At 51.4% G+C, this 17,816-nt stretch carries 16 protein-coding genes; 4 read left to right on the top strand and 12 right to left on the bottom strand.

Annotated features, from left to right (window positions below; translation table 11 throughout):
• Positions 1–14 precede the first annotated feature (14 nt).
• Both A3849_RS23090 and A3849_RS23085 read left to right on the top strand, forming a co-directional pair.
• Positions 15–710, top strand: coding sequence for a response regulator transcription factor (locus A3849_RS23090; protein ID WP_074113495.1), 696 nt, complete (start codon positions 15–17; stop codon positions 708–710).
• Positions 704–2,101, top strand: coding sequence for a sensor histidine kinase (locus tag A3849_RS23085; RefSeq protein ID WP_372237789.1), 1,398 nt, complete (start codon positions 704–706; stop codon positions 2,099–2,101). The genes A3849_RS23090 and A3849_RS23085 overlap by 7 nt, the downstream gene beginning before the upstream one ends.
• A 27-nt stretch (positions 2,102–2,128) precedes the next feature.
• Here the strand turns inward: A3849_RS23085 and A3849_RS23080 are convergent, their stop codons facing one another.
• Together A3849_RS23080 and A3849_RS23075 are read right to left on the bottom strand one after the other, a co-directional pair.
• Positions 2,129–4,183, bottom strand: coding sequence for an iron ABC transporter permease (locus tag A3849_RS23080; protein WP_074113494.1), 2,055 nt, complete (start codon positions 4,181–4,183; stop codon positions 2,129–2,131).
• 8 nt (positions 4,184–4,191) lie between these two features.
• Positions 4,192–5,229 (bottom strand): ABC transporter substrate-binding protein, encoded by a 1,038-nt coding sequence (locus tag A3849_RS23075; RefSeq protein ID WP_074113493.1) that lies wholly within the window; start codon positions 5,227–5,229, stop codon positions 4,192–4,194.
• Positions 5,230–5,693: 464 nt separating this feature from the next.
• Between A3849_RS23075 and A3849_RS23070 the strand changes: the two genes are divergently transcribed.
• A complete protein-coding gene (locus tag A3849_RS23070) occupies positions 5,694–6,704 on the top strand; it encodes a GDP-mannose 4,6-dehydratase (RefSeq protein WP_074113492.1) in 1,011 nt (336 codons plus the stop codon).
• 440 nt (positions 6,705–7,144) lie between these two features.
• Here the strand turns inward: A3849_RS23070 and A3849_RS23065 are convergent, their stop codons facing one another.
• Together A3849_RS23065 and A3849_RS23060 are read right to left on the bottom strand one after the other, a co-directional pair.
• Complete coding sequence (locus A3849_RS23065; RefSeq protein ID WP_074113491.1) at positions 7,145–7,939, bottom strand: TrmH family RNA methyltransferase; 795 nt, start codon at positions 7,937–7,939, stop codon at positions 7,145–7,147.
• A 30-nt stretch (positions 7,940–7,969) separates the two neighbouring features.
• Positions 7,970–8,659, bottom strand: coding sequence for a potassium channel family protein (locus tag A3849_RS23060; RefSeq protein WP_074083759.1), 690 nt, complete (start codon positions 8,657–8,659; stop codon positions 7,970–7,972).
• Positions 8,660–8,783: 124 nt separating this feature from the next.
• Here A3849_RS23060 and A3849_RS23055 point away from each other — a divergent pair, with 124 nt between their 5' ends.
• Entirely contained in the window at positions 8,784–9,026 is a 243-nt protein-coding gene (locus A3849_RS23055; protein ID WP_074113490.1) for a small acid-soluble spore protein SspI, read from the top strand.
• A gap of 118 nt (positions 9,027–9,144) precedes the next feature.
• Here the strand turns inward: A3849_RS23055 and A3849_RS23050 are convergent, their stop codons facing one another.
• From A3849_RS23050 to A3849_RS23015, 8 genes are all read right to left on the bottom strand, one after another.
• Positions 9,145–10,725: a peptide chain release factor 3 gene (locus tag A3849_RS23050; RefSeq protein ID WP_074083864.1), complete on the bottom strand. Its 1,581-nt coding sequence runs from the start codon at positions 10,723–10,725 to the stop codon at positions 9,145–9,147.
• Positions 10,726–11,072: 347 nt separating this feature from the next.
• Positions 11,073–12,623 (bottom strand): glucose-6-phosphate dehydrogenase, encoded by a 1,551-nt coding sequence (gene zwf, locus A3849_RS23045; protein WP_074113489.1) that lies wholly within the window; start codon positions 12,621–12,623, stop codon positions 11,073–11,075.
• Positions 12,624–13,009: 386 nt separating this feature from the next.
• Entirely contained in the window at positions 13,010–13,942 is a 933-nt protein-coding gene (locus A3849_RS23040; RefSeq protein ID WP_074113488.1) for a YwmB family TATA-box binding protein, read from the bottom strand.
• Between the two features lie 75 nt (positions 13,943–14,017).
• Complete coding sequence (locus A3849_RS23035) at positions 14,018–14,674, bottom strand: response regulator (protein ID WP_074083863.1); 657 nt, start codon at positions 14,672–14,674, stop codon at positions 14,018–14,020.
• 20 nt (positions 14,675–14,694) lie between these two features.
• On the bottom strand, positions 14,695–15,729 hold the full coding sequence (locus A3849_RS23030; RefSeq protein ID WP_074113487.1) for a sensor histidine kinase: 1,035 nt from the start codon (positions 15,727–15,729) through the stop codon (positions 14,695–14,697).
• A gap of 38 nt (positions 15,730–15,767) precedes the next feature.
• On the bottom strand, positions 15,768–16,415 hold the full coding sequence (gene liaF / locus A3849_RS23025) for a cell wall-active antibiotics response protein LiaF (protein WP_074113486.1): 648 nt from the start codon (positions 16,413–16,415) through the stop codon (positions 15,768–15,770).
• A gap of 200 nt (positions 16,416–16,615) precedes the next feature.
• Positions 16,616–17,323 (bottom strand): PspA/IM30 family protein, encoded by a 708-nt coding sequence (locus tag A3849_RS23020; RefSeq protein WP_074106958.1) that lies wholly within the window; start codon positions 17,321–17,323, stop codon positions 16,616–16,618.
• Between the two features lie 3 nt (positions 17,324–17,326).
• Positions 17,327–17,812 (bottom strand): PspC domain-containing protein, encoded by a 486-nt coding sequence (locus A3849_RS23015; RefSeq protein ID WP_074113485.1) that lies wholly within the window; start codon positions 17,810–17,812, stop codon positions 17,327–17,329.
• Between the last annotated feature and the right edge of the window lie 4 nt (positions 17,813–17,816).

Here is a 17,816-nt window from a genome sequence, read left to right as displayed (position 1 = left end):
CAAGGAGTGGAGTCATGAAGGTGCTCGTACTGGAAGATGAGAAGCCCATACGCGATCTGCTGCGCATCAATTTGAAGCGTGCAGGCTTGGATGTTGTTGAAGCCGCCACGGGCGAAGAAGCTCTGACGATTGCCGGAGAGCATAGGAATATTGACATTGCCATTGTGGACCTGATGCTTCCCGGAATCAGCGGCTTCCAAGTGTGTGATGAATTACGCAGGCAGTTTCCCCGGCTTGGCATCATCATGCTGACCGCCAAAAGCCAGGAAGTTGACAAGGTTATGGGACTGGAAGCCGGCGCTGACGATTATGTTGTGAAGCCGTTCAGCCCCGTTGAGCTCACAGCACGGGTCCGGGCGCTGTACCGGCGCATGTATCCGGAGGAGGCTCCCCTGCCACAGAACCATATTGAGCTGGCCCCCTTCACACTGTTGCTGGATGAACGCAAATTACTGAAGAATTCAATCGATATCCCCCTCACCCCTACGGAATACTCCATTGTGAAGCTGCTCATGGAGCAGCCGGGCAAAGCGGTCAACCGTGATGAAATACTGACCTCCGTGTGGGGTCAGTATTTCATGGGTGAGCTTAAGATTGTAGACGTTAATATCAGCCGGATCCGCCAGAAGATCGGGCAGGAAGTTTCCGGACCCCAATACCTCGAAACGGTGTGGGGATTCGGCTATTTATGGAGGGTACAACCGTGCTGAAGGGTATCCGGTCCCGGCTCATTGTCTACATCACTCTTGTTCTGCTCCTGATTGTCCTCCTGCTGGAGGGGGTATTTATTGTGGCTGTCCATTATTATTATCTGGGCAGCGCCATGGAGACACTAACGTCGCGGGCGACAACCTCTGCCACCTTTTTCAATAAATATCTGGAGGGTTACTCCATCAATGAACGGGCCAGATATATACTGGAGAATCTCTCGCCTGACGAGAGCAGTAAGGTTGAAGTCCTGAGTCCGGAAGGAAATGTGATCATCAACTCCTTCGGCTTCGCAAGCTCCGAGCGGATTGACACTCCTGACGTCAAAGCGGCTCTGGCCAGCGGCAAAGGGACTTATCAGAGCCTGACACCGGGCAATGGAGAGCGGATTCTAGCCATATCCATTGCCTTGAAAGAATCCGGAGCAAATATTGGCGTACTGCGCTATTCCGTCTCGGCAGAACCTTTGTACAGTGTGATTGTAAAAATTCTCATCAACGCTGCCTGGGTGGGACTGCTGGTCATTGCCTTCGGCTTCCTGCTGAGTGTCATTATCGCCAAACGAATTGTAGGTCCGATTCAGCAGTTGACCACTGTCGCCAAAGAAATGGCTACCGGCAACTTTGCCGTTAGAGCGACCAAGCAGCACGACGATGAAGTCGGCACCCTGGCCGTCACTCTCAATTACATGGCAGAGGAAATGGTTAAAAGCGAAAAAATCAAATACGACTTCATCTCCTCCGTCACGCATGAGCTGCGCACTCCTCTTACTTCCATTAAGGGCTGGGGGGAAACGCTGCTTGTGGGGGATTTATCGGAAACAGAAGAAACGCTGCAGGGGCTTGAGGTCATGACCGGTGAAACGGACCGCCTGATCGGACTTGTAGAGGACCTGCTGGATTTCTCCAAGTTTCAGGCTGGTGAGATGAAGCTTACGCTTACACCTTATGATCTGCGGGGGCTGCTGGAAGATTTGCTGCTGCAGTTCAGATACCGGGGGTCTACCAAACAGATCCGCCTGTATGCCGATATCCCGGATGAGCCGTTGCCTGTAGACGGGGATTTCAACCGCCTGAAGCAGGTTTTTGTCAATTTGCTGGACAACGCCTTCAAATTCACTCCGGCTCAAGGGGAGATCCGGCTCTCTGCCATAGCTAATGAAGCACATATTATCATTACCGTTGCGGATAACGGAGAAGGCATTGAAGAAGACGACCTGGAGAAGCTGGGGACCAAATTCTTCAAAGGAAAATCGCGCCAATCGGGAAGTGGGCTCGGCCTTGCGATCTGCAAAGAAATTATCGAACTGCACGGCGGGACGTTACGGATCGAGAGCGAGTTCACCAAAGGCACTTCCGTTATTGTAGAGCTGCCGCGTTACCGGATAGAGTAAGGTCTGGTGCGCGGACAGCTCTTTTCTTTACTTATGAACAAGCGACCGGTACATCAGAAACAGGAAATACGGTGCTCCGATCAGCATAATGATCAGTCCTGACGGAATTTCTGTCGGCGCGATGACCGTTCTCCCCACCGTATCAGCAACGACAAGCAGCAAGCCGCCAAGCAGTCCTGACAAAATAATGGAGCGTCTGGTGTGATGCCCGATCATCATCCGTACCGCGTGCGGCGCCATGAGTCCGAGAAAACCAATTGTTCCTACGCTTGCAACAGCTCCTGCAGCAAGTAAAACACCGATAATCATCGCCCACAGCCTCGTTCCGCGAACCGGCAGGCCAAAGCCTGTCGAACTTTCATCACCAAAGGCCAACAAATCAAATTTCCTGCCCAAATAGTACGCAATAGGAACAAGTACCAGCAAAAGTACAAACAGACTATAAAATTGCTGCCAGCTCCGGCCATACGTAGAACCGGTCAACCAGATAAAAGCCGCACTGTTCCACAGACTTGCTTTGACGATCATGGCTTGTATTCCTGCTGAGCCGATGGCAGAAACTGCGATTCCGAGCAGGATCAGAACAGAAGGATTCAAGGATTTGCGCCAAGCCAGCGTAAATACAAAGGCTGCTGCGATAACTCCACCCGCTATAGCAGCAACCGGTAGGGCCAATATGGAGAGCCCCGGCCACACCACCAGCACGGCCAGCGCACCAAAGCCTGCACCAGAGGTTACCCCAATAATAGAGGCATCCGCGAGCGGATTTCGCACAGCACTTTGAATTAAAACACCGCTGATGGCCAATGCTATACCGCCGCAAGCAGCCACGAGTGTACGGGGAAGCCGTAAATGGAGCAGGACGGAATACGCCTGATCTCCTCCGCCCACCAGACTTTCCAGCAAATCAGAGACCGGGATTCTGGTTCCCCCAAGGGACAGGCTCACAAGGATGGTCAGGATAAGCAGCGAGGCCATGAATATGGCAGTAGGTGCAAAACGCACACGCAGCGCTGCCCCTCCTATATTCATCGATGCCTGACCCGCGCCTGAACCGGATATATTTTTCATCTTGGTGAGTACAAGCCAAATGAGCCACGGCGCTCCAATAATCGCCATCACTGCACCGACAGGCATTTCCCCCAGATTGCTCCGCACCATACGGGCCAGAGTATCCGCTGTTGTAATAAGCAGGGCTCCCCAGAGTGCACTTGCGGGAATGAGCAGACGATGCTTGCGGATCCCGCTAAGCCGGACCAGATGGGGGGCGACCAGTCCGACGAAGCCAATGGGTCCAACCACACTGACCACAATCGCAGCCATAAGTACCGCTATGCCAAGGCCCGCCGCACGGATTAAGCCTACCCGCTGACCGAGTGAACGGGCGGTAGATTCATCCAGTTCAAGCGCATCGAACTGCCTTGCTGCAAGCACCGAAATGCCTAGAAGTATAATAACAAAAGGCCAGGCATACCGCACCCCGTCCCAGTCCAGCTGAATTAAAGAGCCTGAACCCCACAAAAATAGATTTTGTGTTTCTGTTTGGAAGAAAATATGAAGAGCCGATGTGAACGCTCCGAGCACCATAGAGACGATCATGCCTGACAAAGCCAATCGTACAGGTGTGGCCTTACGTCCTCCGCTAAGCACGTAGGCAGCGAGTGCCGCGAGCATTCCCCCCGCTGCCGCCAGCAATAAAGGAAATTGTTGCTGCATTGCCGGAAAAGCAACCATGCCCAGCACAACCATAAAGTAAGCCCCGGCATTGATCCCCAGTGTATCTGAGGAGGCGAGCGGGTTTTTCGTTATCGTCTGCAGCAAAGCGCCAGCCGCAGCAAGGGCGGCCCCGGCCAAAATACCAATTACAGTACGCGGCATCCGGATATCCCAGAGCAGATTATGCTCCATTACATCTTGGCGGTGCAGCAGGCCATCCCATACGGTAGCTGCCGGGATCTTGGCCTCCCCAAAGCAGAGGCTGAGCATAAATACAACGAAGAGGGCGGCAAAGCCGCCCCCAAATATTCCAATCAGCCGCCAGGTCATCCCGGTTGAGTTTCTTTTGCCCGTTGTGGTATTCATCAGATTGCTCATTTCGTCAATGTATTTACAACTTGATCCACAAGGACTTTCGAGGATACCGGACCACCGAAGACCCATGTGGTGCTATCTAATCCGTAGGTGCGTTTTTCTTTTACAAAATTGAGGCCTTTCCAGACTGAATTGTCCTTCAGCTCATTCGAGAAAATATCATCATCCTTCTGGACGATATAGAGCAGATTCGTATCCTGAACCGCCGGCAAAGCTTCAACTGTTGATGTGCTGAATCCGTAAGCCTCGAATTTTTCGGATTTCCAATCGTTCTTCAGGCCAATCCGGTCCAACGTTTGTACAGCAAGGGAGTTGTCTGTAAAAAGACGCATCGTCGCTGCATTCTGATAGCTGTAGGCCTGGGTCAGTACATAATTCAACCCTTCCTTGCCTGCTGCGGCCAGCTTGGTCTTTGCATCTGTATAATGTGCATCCAAATCTGCGAGCACCTTATCGCCTTCCGCTGTTTTGCCGAGAGCTGCTGCAATGTTTTTGAAGATATCCTCCATCTGCGTATATTGATCGCCTTTCCCTTCAGGCGGATACAGACCAAAAATCAGCGTCGGCGCAATCCCCTTCAATTGCTCATAGATGGCCTCGTGGCTATCGGTATTGGCAATAATCAAATCCGGCTTCAAGGCAGCAATCGTCTCCAGATTCGGTTCTCCGCGTGTGCCCACATCAGTTACACTCGCATCGAGTGGTGCTTCAGAAGTCACATACAGTTTATAGTTTTCGTTGTCCGCATTGCCCACCGGCTGTACACCGAGCGCAATCACATCTTCCGTGAATGTCCATTCCAGTACAACAACTTTTTGCGCAGGTTTGTCCAGAGTTACCTCACCTTTGGCATCCTTAACTACAATCGGTCCGGCTGCGGCTTCACTTGGCGCATGGGTAGCTCCAGCATTTGTAGCGGTTGCATTGGTTGCCGTTCCTCCATCAGTTGCTGACTTATTCGTGTTGTTAGATCCACAACCTGCTGCAACCAGTACCACAACTATAAGCATAACTAAGCTCAATAACCTTTTGTTCACTTTGTAAATCCCCCTGTATGTATAGTAATCAAAGCTGCATCCCTGATAATCGTTATCGTTGTAATGATAATGATTATCATTTTTAATTATACTAGTTATAATATATGGGATTACTTTGAAAGTCAAAGTTAAAATTTAATATACAAGGGGGAACAGCTTCACCTTCATTGTTTATCTCCAATTTATATTACTCCCGTTAGCAACTTGATTCCTTGCATGTTCAAACCATTTCCGTACATTACCCACTGTAATTCCATTTGTAATTTTTCCATTCAGAATAATGATCTGACCCTCAACGGCAATCATAGACATATTTGATTTCGTTGCTATTGTATATATATTCCCCTATATATAGCAGGCTCAAAAAGATATTGTAATTACTTAGCAAGAGGTATATTATCGACAAAAATGGATATTCTGCCCACCGTTCTTGACTTATCAAAAACACTTGGGAGGTTTTATCAATGAAACGCTCTTTATCGGATTGCAGAGCTTTAGTCACAGGAGCTTCTGGATTTGTAGGTGCCTGGCTAACTCAGCATCTCGTTGATCAAGGTGCTGAAGTAACCACTATCCTGAGCGAGTTCAACCCGCGAAACCAGTTTGCAAAACTGGGATTGGACAAGGAGATTCGTTGCTATTACGGTTCTATTACCGATTACAATTTGATCGAACGTGCAATTACAGACGGAAAAATAAACACTGTCTTTCACCTCGCTGCCGTTTCCCTTCAAGATTTAGCCTACCAGATCCCCTGGCAAACTTTTGAAACCAATGTAAAGGGTACCTATAATCTACTAGAGGTTTGCCGTGTTCACCAATGCCAGATTTCGAAAATAATAGTCGCTTCCAGTGACAAGGTATACGGTGACAGTCCCATTCTCCCCTATGATGAAAATTTGCCTATCCAAGGCAGAAATCCCTACGATGTATCTAAGTCTTGTTCCGATCTTATTGCTCAAAGTTATAGACATAGCTTTAATTTGCCTATAGCAATAGGCCGTTTCGGCAATATTTATGGAGGCGGTGACTTGAATTATCGTCGGTTAATTCCCGGCACCGTACAACGGCTATATGCAAAACTACCCCCAGTTATTAGAATCCCTTCAAACGGAATATACATGAGAGATTTCTTGTATATTCAAGACTTGATTGCCGCTTATATGGCTATGTACGATTATGTTGATAAAGAAGGAGAAGGTGACGTTTTTAATTTTGGAACAGGTACGTTGTGGGACATTAAAAAAGTTATTGAAATCATTCAGCGTGCCACGAATCTTGAACATATCGAACCGCTGTATGAACATCAAATAAACAGTGAAATCCTGCACCAGCACCTCTCACCGGAAAAAGCAAAATCTATACTCAATTGGTCTGCAGAAACTTCTTTGGAGGAAGGAATCAGAAAAACGGTGGAGTGGTATTACGATCATTGGAATTCCGATCCCAAAAATGCTGTGTTGGGAGTGGTTTAACCCATAAATAGAACTGTTGTAATCTCAGGCCTGGGTTGTCTGTATTTAGCGACCCCATAGAGGTCCACCAGTTCCTTCTCGCTAGATAAAGAATTGTCCTGAGTTTACATTCAATATATCTCATTCCGGGCAATGGTTTGTATTGATTTGGAGCAGGGAGCAGTTCACATTGGGGATTTTTTCATACAACAGAATATCTTGATCTGCTATCCAGACAAGTATAAACTACTGGCCGGAGTATTATCCACATCGGTCTCAAGCTGTATACGGGGAGTAATGATTCGGGAAAAGATTGAGAAATCCCTGCATGGGTTAACCTCAGAGGATTAAAAAGACTGGATAAATGCTTGGGAAAAGACCCGTGCATTATCCAGTCTTTGGAGTTTAGTGGACAGTTATTTTTATTCAGGGACAGTTATTGGGGGAATGACGGGAATTATTTATTGATTATAAACCCGCTGCCGCATCCCCTCAAACAGCAGGATCGTCGCGGCCATCGCCGCATTCAGCGATTCGGCACGGCCGGCCATCGGGATGATGATGCTTTTGTCAACAAGGGCGGCCGTCTGTGGCGAGATGCCCTGGCCTTCACTGCCGATCAGCAGCCACTGACTGCCGTGAAAATCATGGGTGTAGCAGGAGTCCGTTCCCGTCAGTGAAGTGCTGACCAGCAGTGCACCGCGTTCCCGGGCCTGCGGCAGAATGACGATCAGTTCCCCCTCCACAACCGGGAGATGGAACATCGAGCCCATCGTGGAGCGGATGGTCTTCGAATTGTAGAGATCGGCGCAGCCTTTGCCGAGGATCACGCCGTCCGCACCTGCGGCATCGGCACTGCGGATGATCGTCCCTACGTTGCCAGGGTCCTGAACGCCATCAAGCACCATAACCCAGCTGTCCGGCTTCGCGAGGATGGCTTCCAGGCCCTGTTGCTCCTTGCGCACAATGGCAAATACCGGCTGCGGTGTCCCGGTGCTGCTGCACTTGGCGATAACCGCCGCTGATACACCGATGACCTCCATACCCTGCACCGATTGGAGCAGAGACTTTAGCTCAGCAGGCATGCCTTTATCCAGGTCAAAGGCCAGGCACTCCACCTCGGCTTCAGCAAGCAACGCCTCCTGTACCAGATGGATTCCTTCCACAATATATTTGCCGGTTTTGTCACGGTGCTTCTTCTCCTGAAGACTGGCCCATTCCTTCACCCGCGTATTTTGGGGAGACATAATTTCCATAGGGTCCTACCTTTCTGTTCCGTGCTTCGCCTATTGATAGGCTATTTCCAGCTTCGTCAGATTGTCCTTCCGGCCAACAATGACAAGTACGTCACCTTCGACCAGGCGGTCTTCCGCTCTGGGGGAAATGTTCATTTCCTCACCCCGGCGGATAGCCATAACATTGCAGCCGTATTTGGCGCGGATGTTCAGCTCCTGAAGGTTTTTGCCCAGCATCGGTCCGGACACCTTCATATCGAGGATACTGTAATCCGGTGACAGCTCGATATAGTCAAGGATATTGGGCGAAGCCAGGTGATGTGCCACCCGCATGCCCATATCCCGTTCGGGATAAATCACTTTGTCTGCGCCAATCTTGCTTAGTACCTTGCCGTGCAGCTCGCTTTTGGCCTTGACCAGGATGGCCGGAACGCCAAGGTCCTTCAGAATCAGCGTCGTCAGAATGCTGGCCTGAATATCTTCACCAATTGCCACCACCACCACATCAAAGTTGCGGATGCCCAGCGCACGCAGCGCCTCTTCATCTGTGGAATCAGCGGATACGGCATGGGTTACAATGCTTGAGATTTCTTGCGTGCGCTGCTCGTCAGCATCGATCGCCAACACATCGAATCCCATGCCGCTGAGCGCTTTGGCGACACTTGAACCGAAACGCCCCATACCGATTACGGCATATTGTTTTTTTGCAGCCATTTCTGTACCTCCCGTAGCAATTTGCATCTCACACAGTATAGCATAAGGAGCCCCAAACTTGAATTTCCAGCGCACTTTCAGGGCACCTTATAACGAGGCAAACATTAGTTGAACTTTGGAATAACCCAAAATATCTAAGGAGGCTCTATTCATGCCGGTTACCATTGATTTGCGCCAGGCGATTATCCATAAAGTGCACGGTCAGTCCGAAGCCGACCTGCGGCAGATGATCGAAGGCTCCGTGGACGGGCCCGAAACGGCGCTGCCTGGATTAGGTGCTGTATTCGAAATGATGTGGAAGGATCTGGACCACGCCAAGCAGGATGCACTGGTCTCGATGCTGCACAACCATTTGGAGAAGATCACTCCAGGTTCTATCACCTCCGGGCAGTGACGCTAGTTCCAGCACAAAAACCTCCGCGTTCCACAGTGCAGCTGCGCATGTGGAGGCGGAGGTTTTTTTGACAGAGAGTATTTCTCTGGTGCTAAGACCCGTTACACCGATCGATCACTCAAGGAGCGGTCTCCAGGAACTTTGCAGTCGGATTCTTTTCCATGGCCGTACGCATCGCGTATTCGTTCTCGAAGAGCACAACATAGTTGCCTTTCTTGTCCGTGACCAGCGTGGAGTTGATGCGGAACTTGCTTGCGTCCGGCTTGTTCTCGTCCACAATCCAGCGTGCGAACTGATAGCTCATCCGCTGCAGCTGAACATCTACGCCATACTCGCCTTTCATGCGGTATTCGAACACCTCGAATTGCAGCTGTCCAACGACACCCAGCAGAATATCATCGAAGTTGACCGTGCGGAACACCTGAATCATGCCCTCCTCGGTCAGCTGGTCAATCCCCTTCTGGAACTGCTTTGATTTGAGGGCGTTTTTGATACTTACCTTGGAGAAAATCTCCGGCGAGAACGTCGGCAGCTCGTCGAATTCGATATCTCCGGCCTGGCTTAACGTATCTCCAATGCGGAAAATGCCCGGATCGAACAGCCCGATAATATCCCCCGGAAAAGCTTCCTCAACGATATCACGGTCCTGAGCCAGGAATTGCTGCGGCTGGGACAGCTTAATGTCCTTGCCCGCACGAACATGCTTCACACTCATACCGCGCTCGAACTTGCCGGACACGATCCGCAGGAAGGCGATCCGGTCACGATGGGCCGGGTTCATGTTCGCCTGGATTTTGAAAACATAGCCGGTGAATTTCTCGTTCGTCGGCTCTATGGAACCGACAGTACTGCGGCGCGGCTCCGGCTTCGGTGCCAGCTCCAGGAAGTTGTCCAGGAAGGTCTGCACGCCGAAATTATTAATTGCACTGCCGAAGAATACCGGTGTCAGCTCACCGCGCAGTACTTTTTCATAGTCAAAAGCATCCCCTGCCACGTCAAGCAGCTCCAGATCCTGACACAGCTGGTCATGCAGGTAATCTCCGGCCATCTCGCGGATGATCGGGTCACGGTAGCTTTCCACCTTTTGCACATTGATCACAGAGTGATCGTCGCCCTGGAACAGCTCCACCTGGTTCTTCATCCGGTCATATACGCCGCAGAGCTCGCGCCCTCCGCCGATCGGCCAGTTCATCGGTACAGAGCGGATGCCCAGCACATTCTCCAGCTCTTCCATCAGCTCGAACGGACTTTGACCTTCACGGTCCAGTTTGTTAATGAACGTAAAAATCGGAATGCCCCGTTTGGCGCAGACCTGGAACAGTTTGATCGTCTGTGCTTCCACACCCTTGGCTACGTCAATCAACATGACTGCACTGTCCGCAGCCGTTAAGGTACGATAGGTGTCCTCACTGAAATCCTGGTGACCCGGGGTATCCAAAATATTCACCCGGTGATCCAGATAGTCAAATTGCATTACGGAGGAAGTAACAGAGATTCCGCGCTGCTTCTCAATTTCCATCCAGTCACTTGTCGCATGCTTACTCGCTTTACGGGCCTTAACCGAACCCGCCAATCGGATCGCGCCGCCGAACAGCAGCAGCTTCTCCGTTAATGTTGTTTTCCCCGCATCCGGGTGGGAAATGATCGCAAACGTTCTGCGTTTGTCCACTTCCTTTTGCAGCTTCTGATCCGGTGCCATATGGTTTGCACGTATCCCTTCATATATAAATTCATGCTTCTGCTTCAATTACCGGGTGCCCATCAAATCGGTGCTCTGCTCATTGGTACAAACCCCTTTACGGTGATTTTGCCGTTGTCACATACCGTTATTGTTACATTTCCGCTTCTGGTGAAAGCATCCTTCTCAGTATAACAAAATCCGGTGGAGATTATCTACATAATAAGCGGCAGAAGGTAAAGTTGTTGGTAAATTATCGGGGGAATGATTATCTGTGCAAATCGGTAACTATGCAAAAATCCCCCTGCAGCCATCAAAGGCAACTGCAGGGGGAATCGCTTCATACCATAAATCATTTACGCGATGAATTAGCTGTTAGTCTGCCACACCACGTTGTCTTCATCCTGTCCGTTGACCGGCCACCAGTGGAAGCCTTCACGGGCCAGCAGCTGATCGGCTTCGACCGGACCCCAGGAACCTGCCGGATAGGATGCCAGATCACCAGTGCCTTCCTTCCAGGCCTTTGCAATGCGGTCTACGAAGGACCAAGCTGATGACACTTCATCCCAGCGGGTGAAGTAGGTTGAATCGCCGCGCGCGGCATCATGCAGCAGACGCTCGTACGCCTCAGGCGAGTTGATGCCGACCATGCAGCTCTGGCAGAAATCCATAGCGAGCGGCTGGATTTCCGATTCCGAGCCCGGCTTCTTGGCATTAATCTTCACATAAATGCCTTCCATCGGATTGACGCGGATGACGAGGAGGTTCGGCTCCAGTTTATGCTTTTGACCCAAATAGACGTTGGTGGGCATGCCCTTGAACTCCACAACCACTTCCGTTGTCTTCACAGGGAGGCGTTTACCAGTACGGATATAGAACGGTACACCCGCCCAGCGGAAATTATCGACAAATACACGGGCCGCAAAATACGTCTCAGTATTCGACTCCGGATCTACCTTGTCCTCCTGGCGGTAAGCCGGAAGGGTTTTGCCTTTGTAGAGTCCTTGCGTATACTGTCCGCGCACCACATTCTCATGTACTTCCTCTGAGGAAGCGTAAGGCCGCAGCGAGCGCAGCACCTTAACCTTCTCATCACGGATATCTTCAGCCAGGAGACGGCTTGGCGGTTCCATTGCAATCATCGTCAGCAGCTGCAGAATATGATTCTGGCCCATATCACGCAGCGCACCGGCATGGTCATAGTATCCGCCGCGTTCCTCTACCCCAACGGTTTCACCGAGCGTAATCTGGATGTTGGCAATATGCTTGTTGTTCCAGAGCGGCTCGAAGAAGGCATTGGCAAAACGGATCACTTCAATGTTCTGCACCATTTCCTTACCGAGGTAATGGTCGATCCGGTAGATCTCTTCTTCCTTGAACACCTGGCGGATCTGCTCGTTCAGCTGTTCAGCAGATTCCAGATTGTAGCCAAATGGCTTCTCGATCACAAGACGGTTCCAGCCTCGGGTCTGCAGCATGCCGCCAGCCTTGAGGTTGAACGAGACACTGCCGAACAGCTCGGGTGCGAGGGCGAGATAGAACATCCGGTTACCCGGAATATGGAACTTCTCTTCCAGCACTTCGGTCTGTGCGTTCAGTTCACGGAAGCCGTCAATATTGTTGATGTCCAGAGACTTGTATTCAAAATGCTGTACGAACTCATTCCATTCGGCTGCATCTTCCGCCTGGTAGCGGCAAAATTCATAAATGGATTCCTTCACATCTTCACGGAATTCCTCTTGGGTACGGGGACGCCGAGCCACGCCAATGACCGCGAAATCATGGGTCAGCTTGCCTTCACGGTACAAACTGTAAATCGCCGGGAAAAGCTTGCGGCGGGCTAGATCTCCGGTTGCCCCAAAGATAAAGAATACAGCACCGGGTGTATGCAGTGCATCAAGGGTTTGATTTTCAGCCATGGCTCCTCATCTCTCTGTATGTAATATAGTTGACAATCATTCTCAGCGCCAGATAGTTCATAAAATACATCTACGGCGTGATGTCATTTTATCATATCCGCGGAAAGGATGCTATCACATTCCTGACAGTTTTTCTCGGGATTTCGCAAATTTCCATTACTCTTTCTTATCCGATTATGCGCTCCCGCTTATAGGACAGTACAGTCCAGCATTCACATACATATTATACCCTCATGCCAAAAGCTCCGCAAACGCAGACCTGTTTGCGGAGTTTGTGGACGCGAGCCTTCAAGCATCACAAAAAGCCGGCTTCAGGATATAATATCCGTGTAACGGCTTTTCTGGAAAATATAGTTTAGCAAGGAGTTCGTATAGAAATCACCTGCTCAGTATTCAATAGTAATTAAAGGCAATCCGAGCGTCACCCGGTTGGTGTTGTTGTTGCCGTTCTTATGAACCGCCAGCTGTAGCGCAATGGAATGGCTGCCGCTGCTGACCGCGCGCTCAAGGCCCGGCACACTGTAGGAGCGGCTGTATGTAGTGTCGTCTTCGTAGCTCTCTTCCGGGTTCATTCCCGGGAGTTGTTCTTGGAGCGATTGTTCTATTGAAAATAGTGCGGCTTCCGGCCCGCTCTGAGCCTTAGCGGTTCCTTGCAGCGAAGCATTCCATTCAGCAGCAATGCCCGCCTGAAGCATCTGCTGTCCGGCTGAGTCCGCAGCAGCCGGAAGCTCCGGCGCCTTCCGCAGATCCGCTGTCTCAAAGGTCACGATGACATAGCTGCGTGCGCCTCCCAGCTCGCTCCAGAACAGCGTGACCTGCGCACCGTCCAGAGCGGCACCCGCACGGGAGGTCATATGCCCGTCTTCGTCAGACCGGCTGACAGCTCCAAGCCCAAGCTTCGCAGCTAGGCTCTGTGCAGCCTCAGCGGCAGATACGCCGGATGTACCGGTACTGTAATCACCTTGCCACTTCAGGACAAGCCGGAGCGGTGAGTCCGGCAGAGTGGCTATACCGCCAAGGCTGGTTATACGTTCGAGGGAATCCGCAAGACTGCCAGTACCCTTGTCGGCCCTGGCCTGAGATGTTGTCTGGACCGGGGTGATGGAATAGGCAGTTTGTGAGGGCGTATGCACAGCTGCCGCAGGAGCAAATCGATGGGATGACACGGTGCCTTCAGCCGATGTCGTCACCCCGGCTGAGCCCGCATCTCCGGCAACTCCTGCACTGCGGAATCCGGCCAGCAGTACAGCCGCCAAGCATAATCCGGTCAGCAGCAGTGTCCCTTTGCCAGCACCTCTTCTTATCCCTTTGTTCCCCATTGTCAATCTCCCTCTCTATCCGGTCTAGTAATCTACTAAACAGGATATCCAGGAAGAGAGATTATATACCTACGGTTATTCCGCAAGTCCGTTCTTATAAGCATAAATGGCCGCCTGGGTACGGTCCTCTACACCCAGCTTGGCCAGTATATTCGTCACGTGGAATTTCACGGTCTTAATCCCGATAATGAGCTGGTCCGCGATATCCTGGTTGGATTTGCCCTGAGCCAGCAGCTTCAGTACTTCCATCTCGCGTTCGGTAAGCTCCTTATAGGCCGGCGCTTCTCCGCCTTTGGCATTGGAGCGGAACCGGTTCATCATCTTGGAGGCAACCTGCGACTCCAGCACCGATTGGCCTCTTGCAGCAGCCCGGATGGCATCCGCCACTTCGCTGGCCCGCGAGGTTTTTAGCAAATAGCTGAACGCGCCCGCTTCAATCACCGGATACATCTTTTCATCATCCAGATAGCTGGTGAGCACAATCACTTTGCAATCGGGGTACAGCTTCAGAAGCTGTCTCGTCGTTTCAATCCCATCCATGCCATCCATAACCAGGTCCATCAGGACCACCTCAGGATTGTATTCTTGGGCTAGCCGTATGCCTTCTTCTCCACTTCCTGCCTCACCCACCACTTCGATCCCATCCTCGGTGCCGAGCACCGCAGCAAGTCCAATCCGGACCATTTCGTGATCGTCTACAAGCAGTACTTTAATCGCCTGCGCTTCTTCCATCTCCATGGTACCCTTGCCTCCTATTCATTGACTAATGGTACGGTAATCTCAATCCGCATACCTTTGCCCGGAGCGGTAATGAACTGGATCGAGCCTCCGGTCTCAATAATCCGCTCCTGCATGTTCGACAAGCCGTAGGATGTCTGCTTACTCTCATCCATCTCGAACCCGATTCCGTCGTCGCGCAGCGTCAGGCGGACCGTGTCGCCCCGGCGGTGCAGACGGATCTCCATCTTCTCCGCCTTGGCGTGCCGCAGGGTGTTGGAAATGGCTTCCTGTACGATCCGGAACAAGTGATTCTCAATGCCCTTCATCAGTTGAACATCCGGGTCCATCTCGAACACAATGTCGATAGGGACCTTGATCTCCAGCTCCTTAATCAGCTCCTGCAGCCCCTGCCGCAGCCCTTTGCCTTCCAGGTAGACCGGACGCAAATGCAGCAGCAGTGCCCTCATCTCGGACTGGGCGACGGCAGACATTTCCTCAATCAGCGCAATTTGCCGCTGCGCCTTGTCAAAGTCTTTTTCCAGCGTCCGCCCTACTGCCGTAGCCGTCATGGAGATCGCGAACAGCTGCTGTGACACGGCGTCGTGCAATTCCCGGGCGAGCCGCTGCCGTTCTTCCATAATCGCTGTGACGCGGGCCTGCTCGGCCAGCTTGGCGTTGTTCGTCGAGAGCCGCTGCAGCGTATTCACCTGGTTCTCCCATTTGCCGCTGATCCGGCTAAGCTGCTCACTGAGCCTGCCCAGCTCATCATTGCCCAGCTCTGGCATGGCCGGAGTCAGATTTCCTTTCTCCCAAGCTACCAGTGTCGCCCGCAGGAGCTCTAACTTCCGCTTGGTCCGGAATCCCTGGTAAAAGCCGAAAACGATACCAAACACCACCGGCAGCAATATTAGTGATACCGCTGTCCGGACACCGATTTCCCAATTCTCAAACGGCTGCAGATATCCATATGTATACATGATGTACAGGAAAACGAGCAGCATGACCAAAGAGAAAAGAGCTCCCTCCCCCATGCTGCGCGTAACCATATTACTGCTTTTTTTGCCCATGCCGGGAAGCCCTCCTCCATGGTTCCGTGTCAGACCACTCAATCTGCCCGCACATCCAGATCACCCATAATATAAGAAATATTAAACTTCACTTTCTGCTCACAGCTATCGTAGTTAGCTGACTTCCAGTTCAGCCGGTTTAGCATGCCCGCGTCCCGGTGGCTGCCGAATTCAATGGAGCCGAACAGCACAAATGCCTCGATCTCCACGCCATAATCCTCGGACAGATGTATGTCCGTATCACCAAAGATCCCCTGGAACAGCATCACGGTCTCCCGGTCTTCTGCCATCGCCAGCGACAGGTCAATATCCGCCTCACCCAGCACATGCCAGGCGCTCAGGCTGCGCATCACCCAAGGTGACAGATCCCAGTCAAATCTGGAGGAGAAGCTTTGCTTCTGCATAAACCCGCCCCTGCGCTGTATCCGTCTGGATTTGACAAAAAACATCCCCAGAGAGATCAGGCAAATCCCGAGCACCAGCAGCAGGTGATCCAGCAGCAGCAGTACTGCGCCAACCCCCAATAGCTTATAGCCTTGCTTGACTTTGCCCGACGTTGTCCGGTAAATCCCGAGCAGCAGGAACAGAAGCGCGACAATGGAAAAAAAGCCGAGCCATCTGCCAAATATCATCAAGCAGCCGACGCCGATCAGTCCTATGGCAATCATACGGTTCCGTTTATCCATTTCGCACCTCCTATAAGTTTTGCGGAGCAAAACTCTCTTCGTAAGCATATGCCTTAAGTTTTGCGGAGCAACTCTATTGTAAGCAGTATCCTTAAGTTTCCCGCATCCCGCTACAAAAGCCATACCGGTATGGAAGATCCATACCGTATGGCTTTACCTTGATCAGCATATCATATCCGCCTATGATTTAGGAACAGGCTTTATTCTTCTTTTTTATCCAAAGAAGGGGATGATGGTGAGGTGTTCAGCTTGCTCTTCAATGCAGCGAGCTGTTCTTCCACTTTCAGCTGTTTTTCGGCATCAACCGGTTTGCTGTATGCTGTTGCCGAAGGGCTGTAAGGGGCACGCATGACATCAGCTTCTGCTTCAAGCTGCATGATTTTTTCTTCCATCCGGTGGAAGCCCAGGGATGCGCTGCCGCTCTCGATGGCATGAACGCTGCTGATTTGCGACATTTGCTTCTTGGCCTTGGCCATTTGTGCACGGGATACCAGCTCATTGCGTTTGTTGCGCAGCTTGTAGAATTCGTCCTTCATATCATGGAGCTGCTGTACCAATTCCTTGGCCTGCACTTCTGCCTGAGCGTGAAGCTCGCTGTATTCGGCTTGCTTCTGGTCGAAGTAGATTTTTTCTTCCAGCAGCTTGCGGGTAACTTCCTCCTGGCCATTCTTCAGTGCCAGTTCAGCCTGGGCTGCACGTTGTCCGGATACCTTGGCGGCTTCCTCAACACGCTGCTTCATGCGGCGCTCATTGGCCATCTGCTTCGCTACAGTTACCTCAGCTTCGTGAATTTCAGCCTCCATATCGCGCAGATATTGATTCAGCATTACGATTGGGTCCTCTACCTTATCCAGCAAGTCATTTACCGACGCCTTTGTCATATCCTTAATCCGTTGAAATACTCCCATAATTTACACTTCTCCCTTCTCGTATTTGGCAAGTTTTTGTTTGAGTTCTTCGACTTCTTTTTGCAGGGCTTTCTTCTCAATATCCTTCATCATGGCATCAATACCAGAGTCTTGTGCCGAGTAGGCACCCGCTTTATCATAACCGGGGTTGTAGCCCGGCCGGCTGCCGTAAGGGCCGTATCCGCCCTGTCCGTGAGGACCCTGGGGTCCTTGCGGTCCGCGTCCATGCTCAGGTCTTCCTGAGTAAGGGCCTCCATAAGGGCCACCCGGCGCGCCGGGTCCAGGTCCGAAAGGATTATACTGGGTCGGCTCTTTGGGTATAATAAGCGCTGCGACAAAATAAGCAAGAATGGTAGCTCCGCCGGTAAAAGGAATACTAACCACCAGCAGAATCCGGAACAGGGTGGAGTCGATGCCGAGCGTTTCGGACAATCCACCTGCCAGCCCTGTCATCACCTTGTCACGGGTTGAACGATACAATCGCGTCATAGAA

The organism is Paenibacillus sp. P46E (genome assembly GCF_001909095.1).
Classification (GTDB): domain Bacteria; phylum Bacillota; class Bacilli; order Paenibacillales; family Paenibacillaceae; genus Paenibacillus_AQ; species Paenibacillus_AQ helianthi.
The sequence above is the reverse complement of the archived record's forward strand: the minus strand, read 5'-3'. Positions and strand labels throughout refer to the sequence as shown.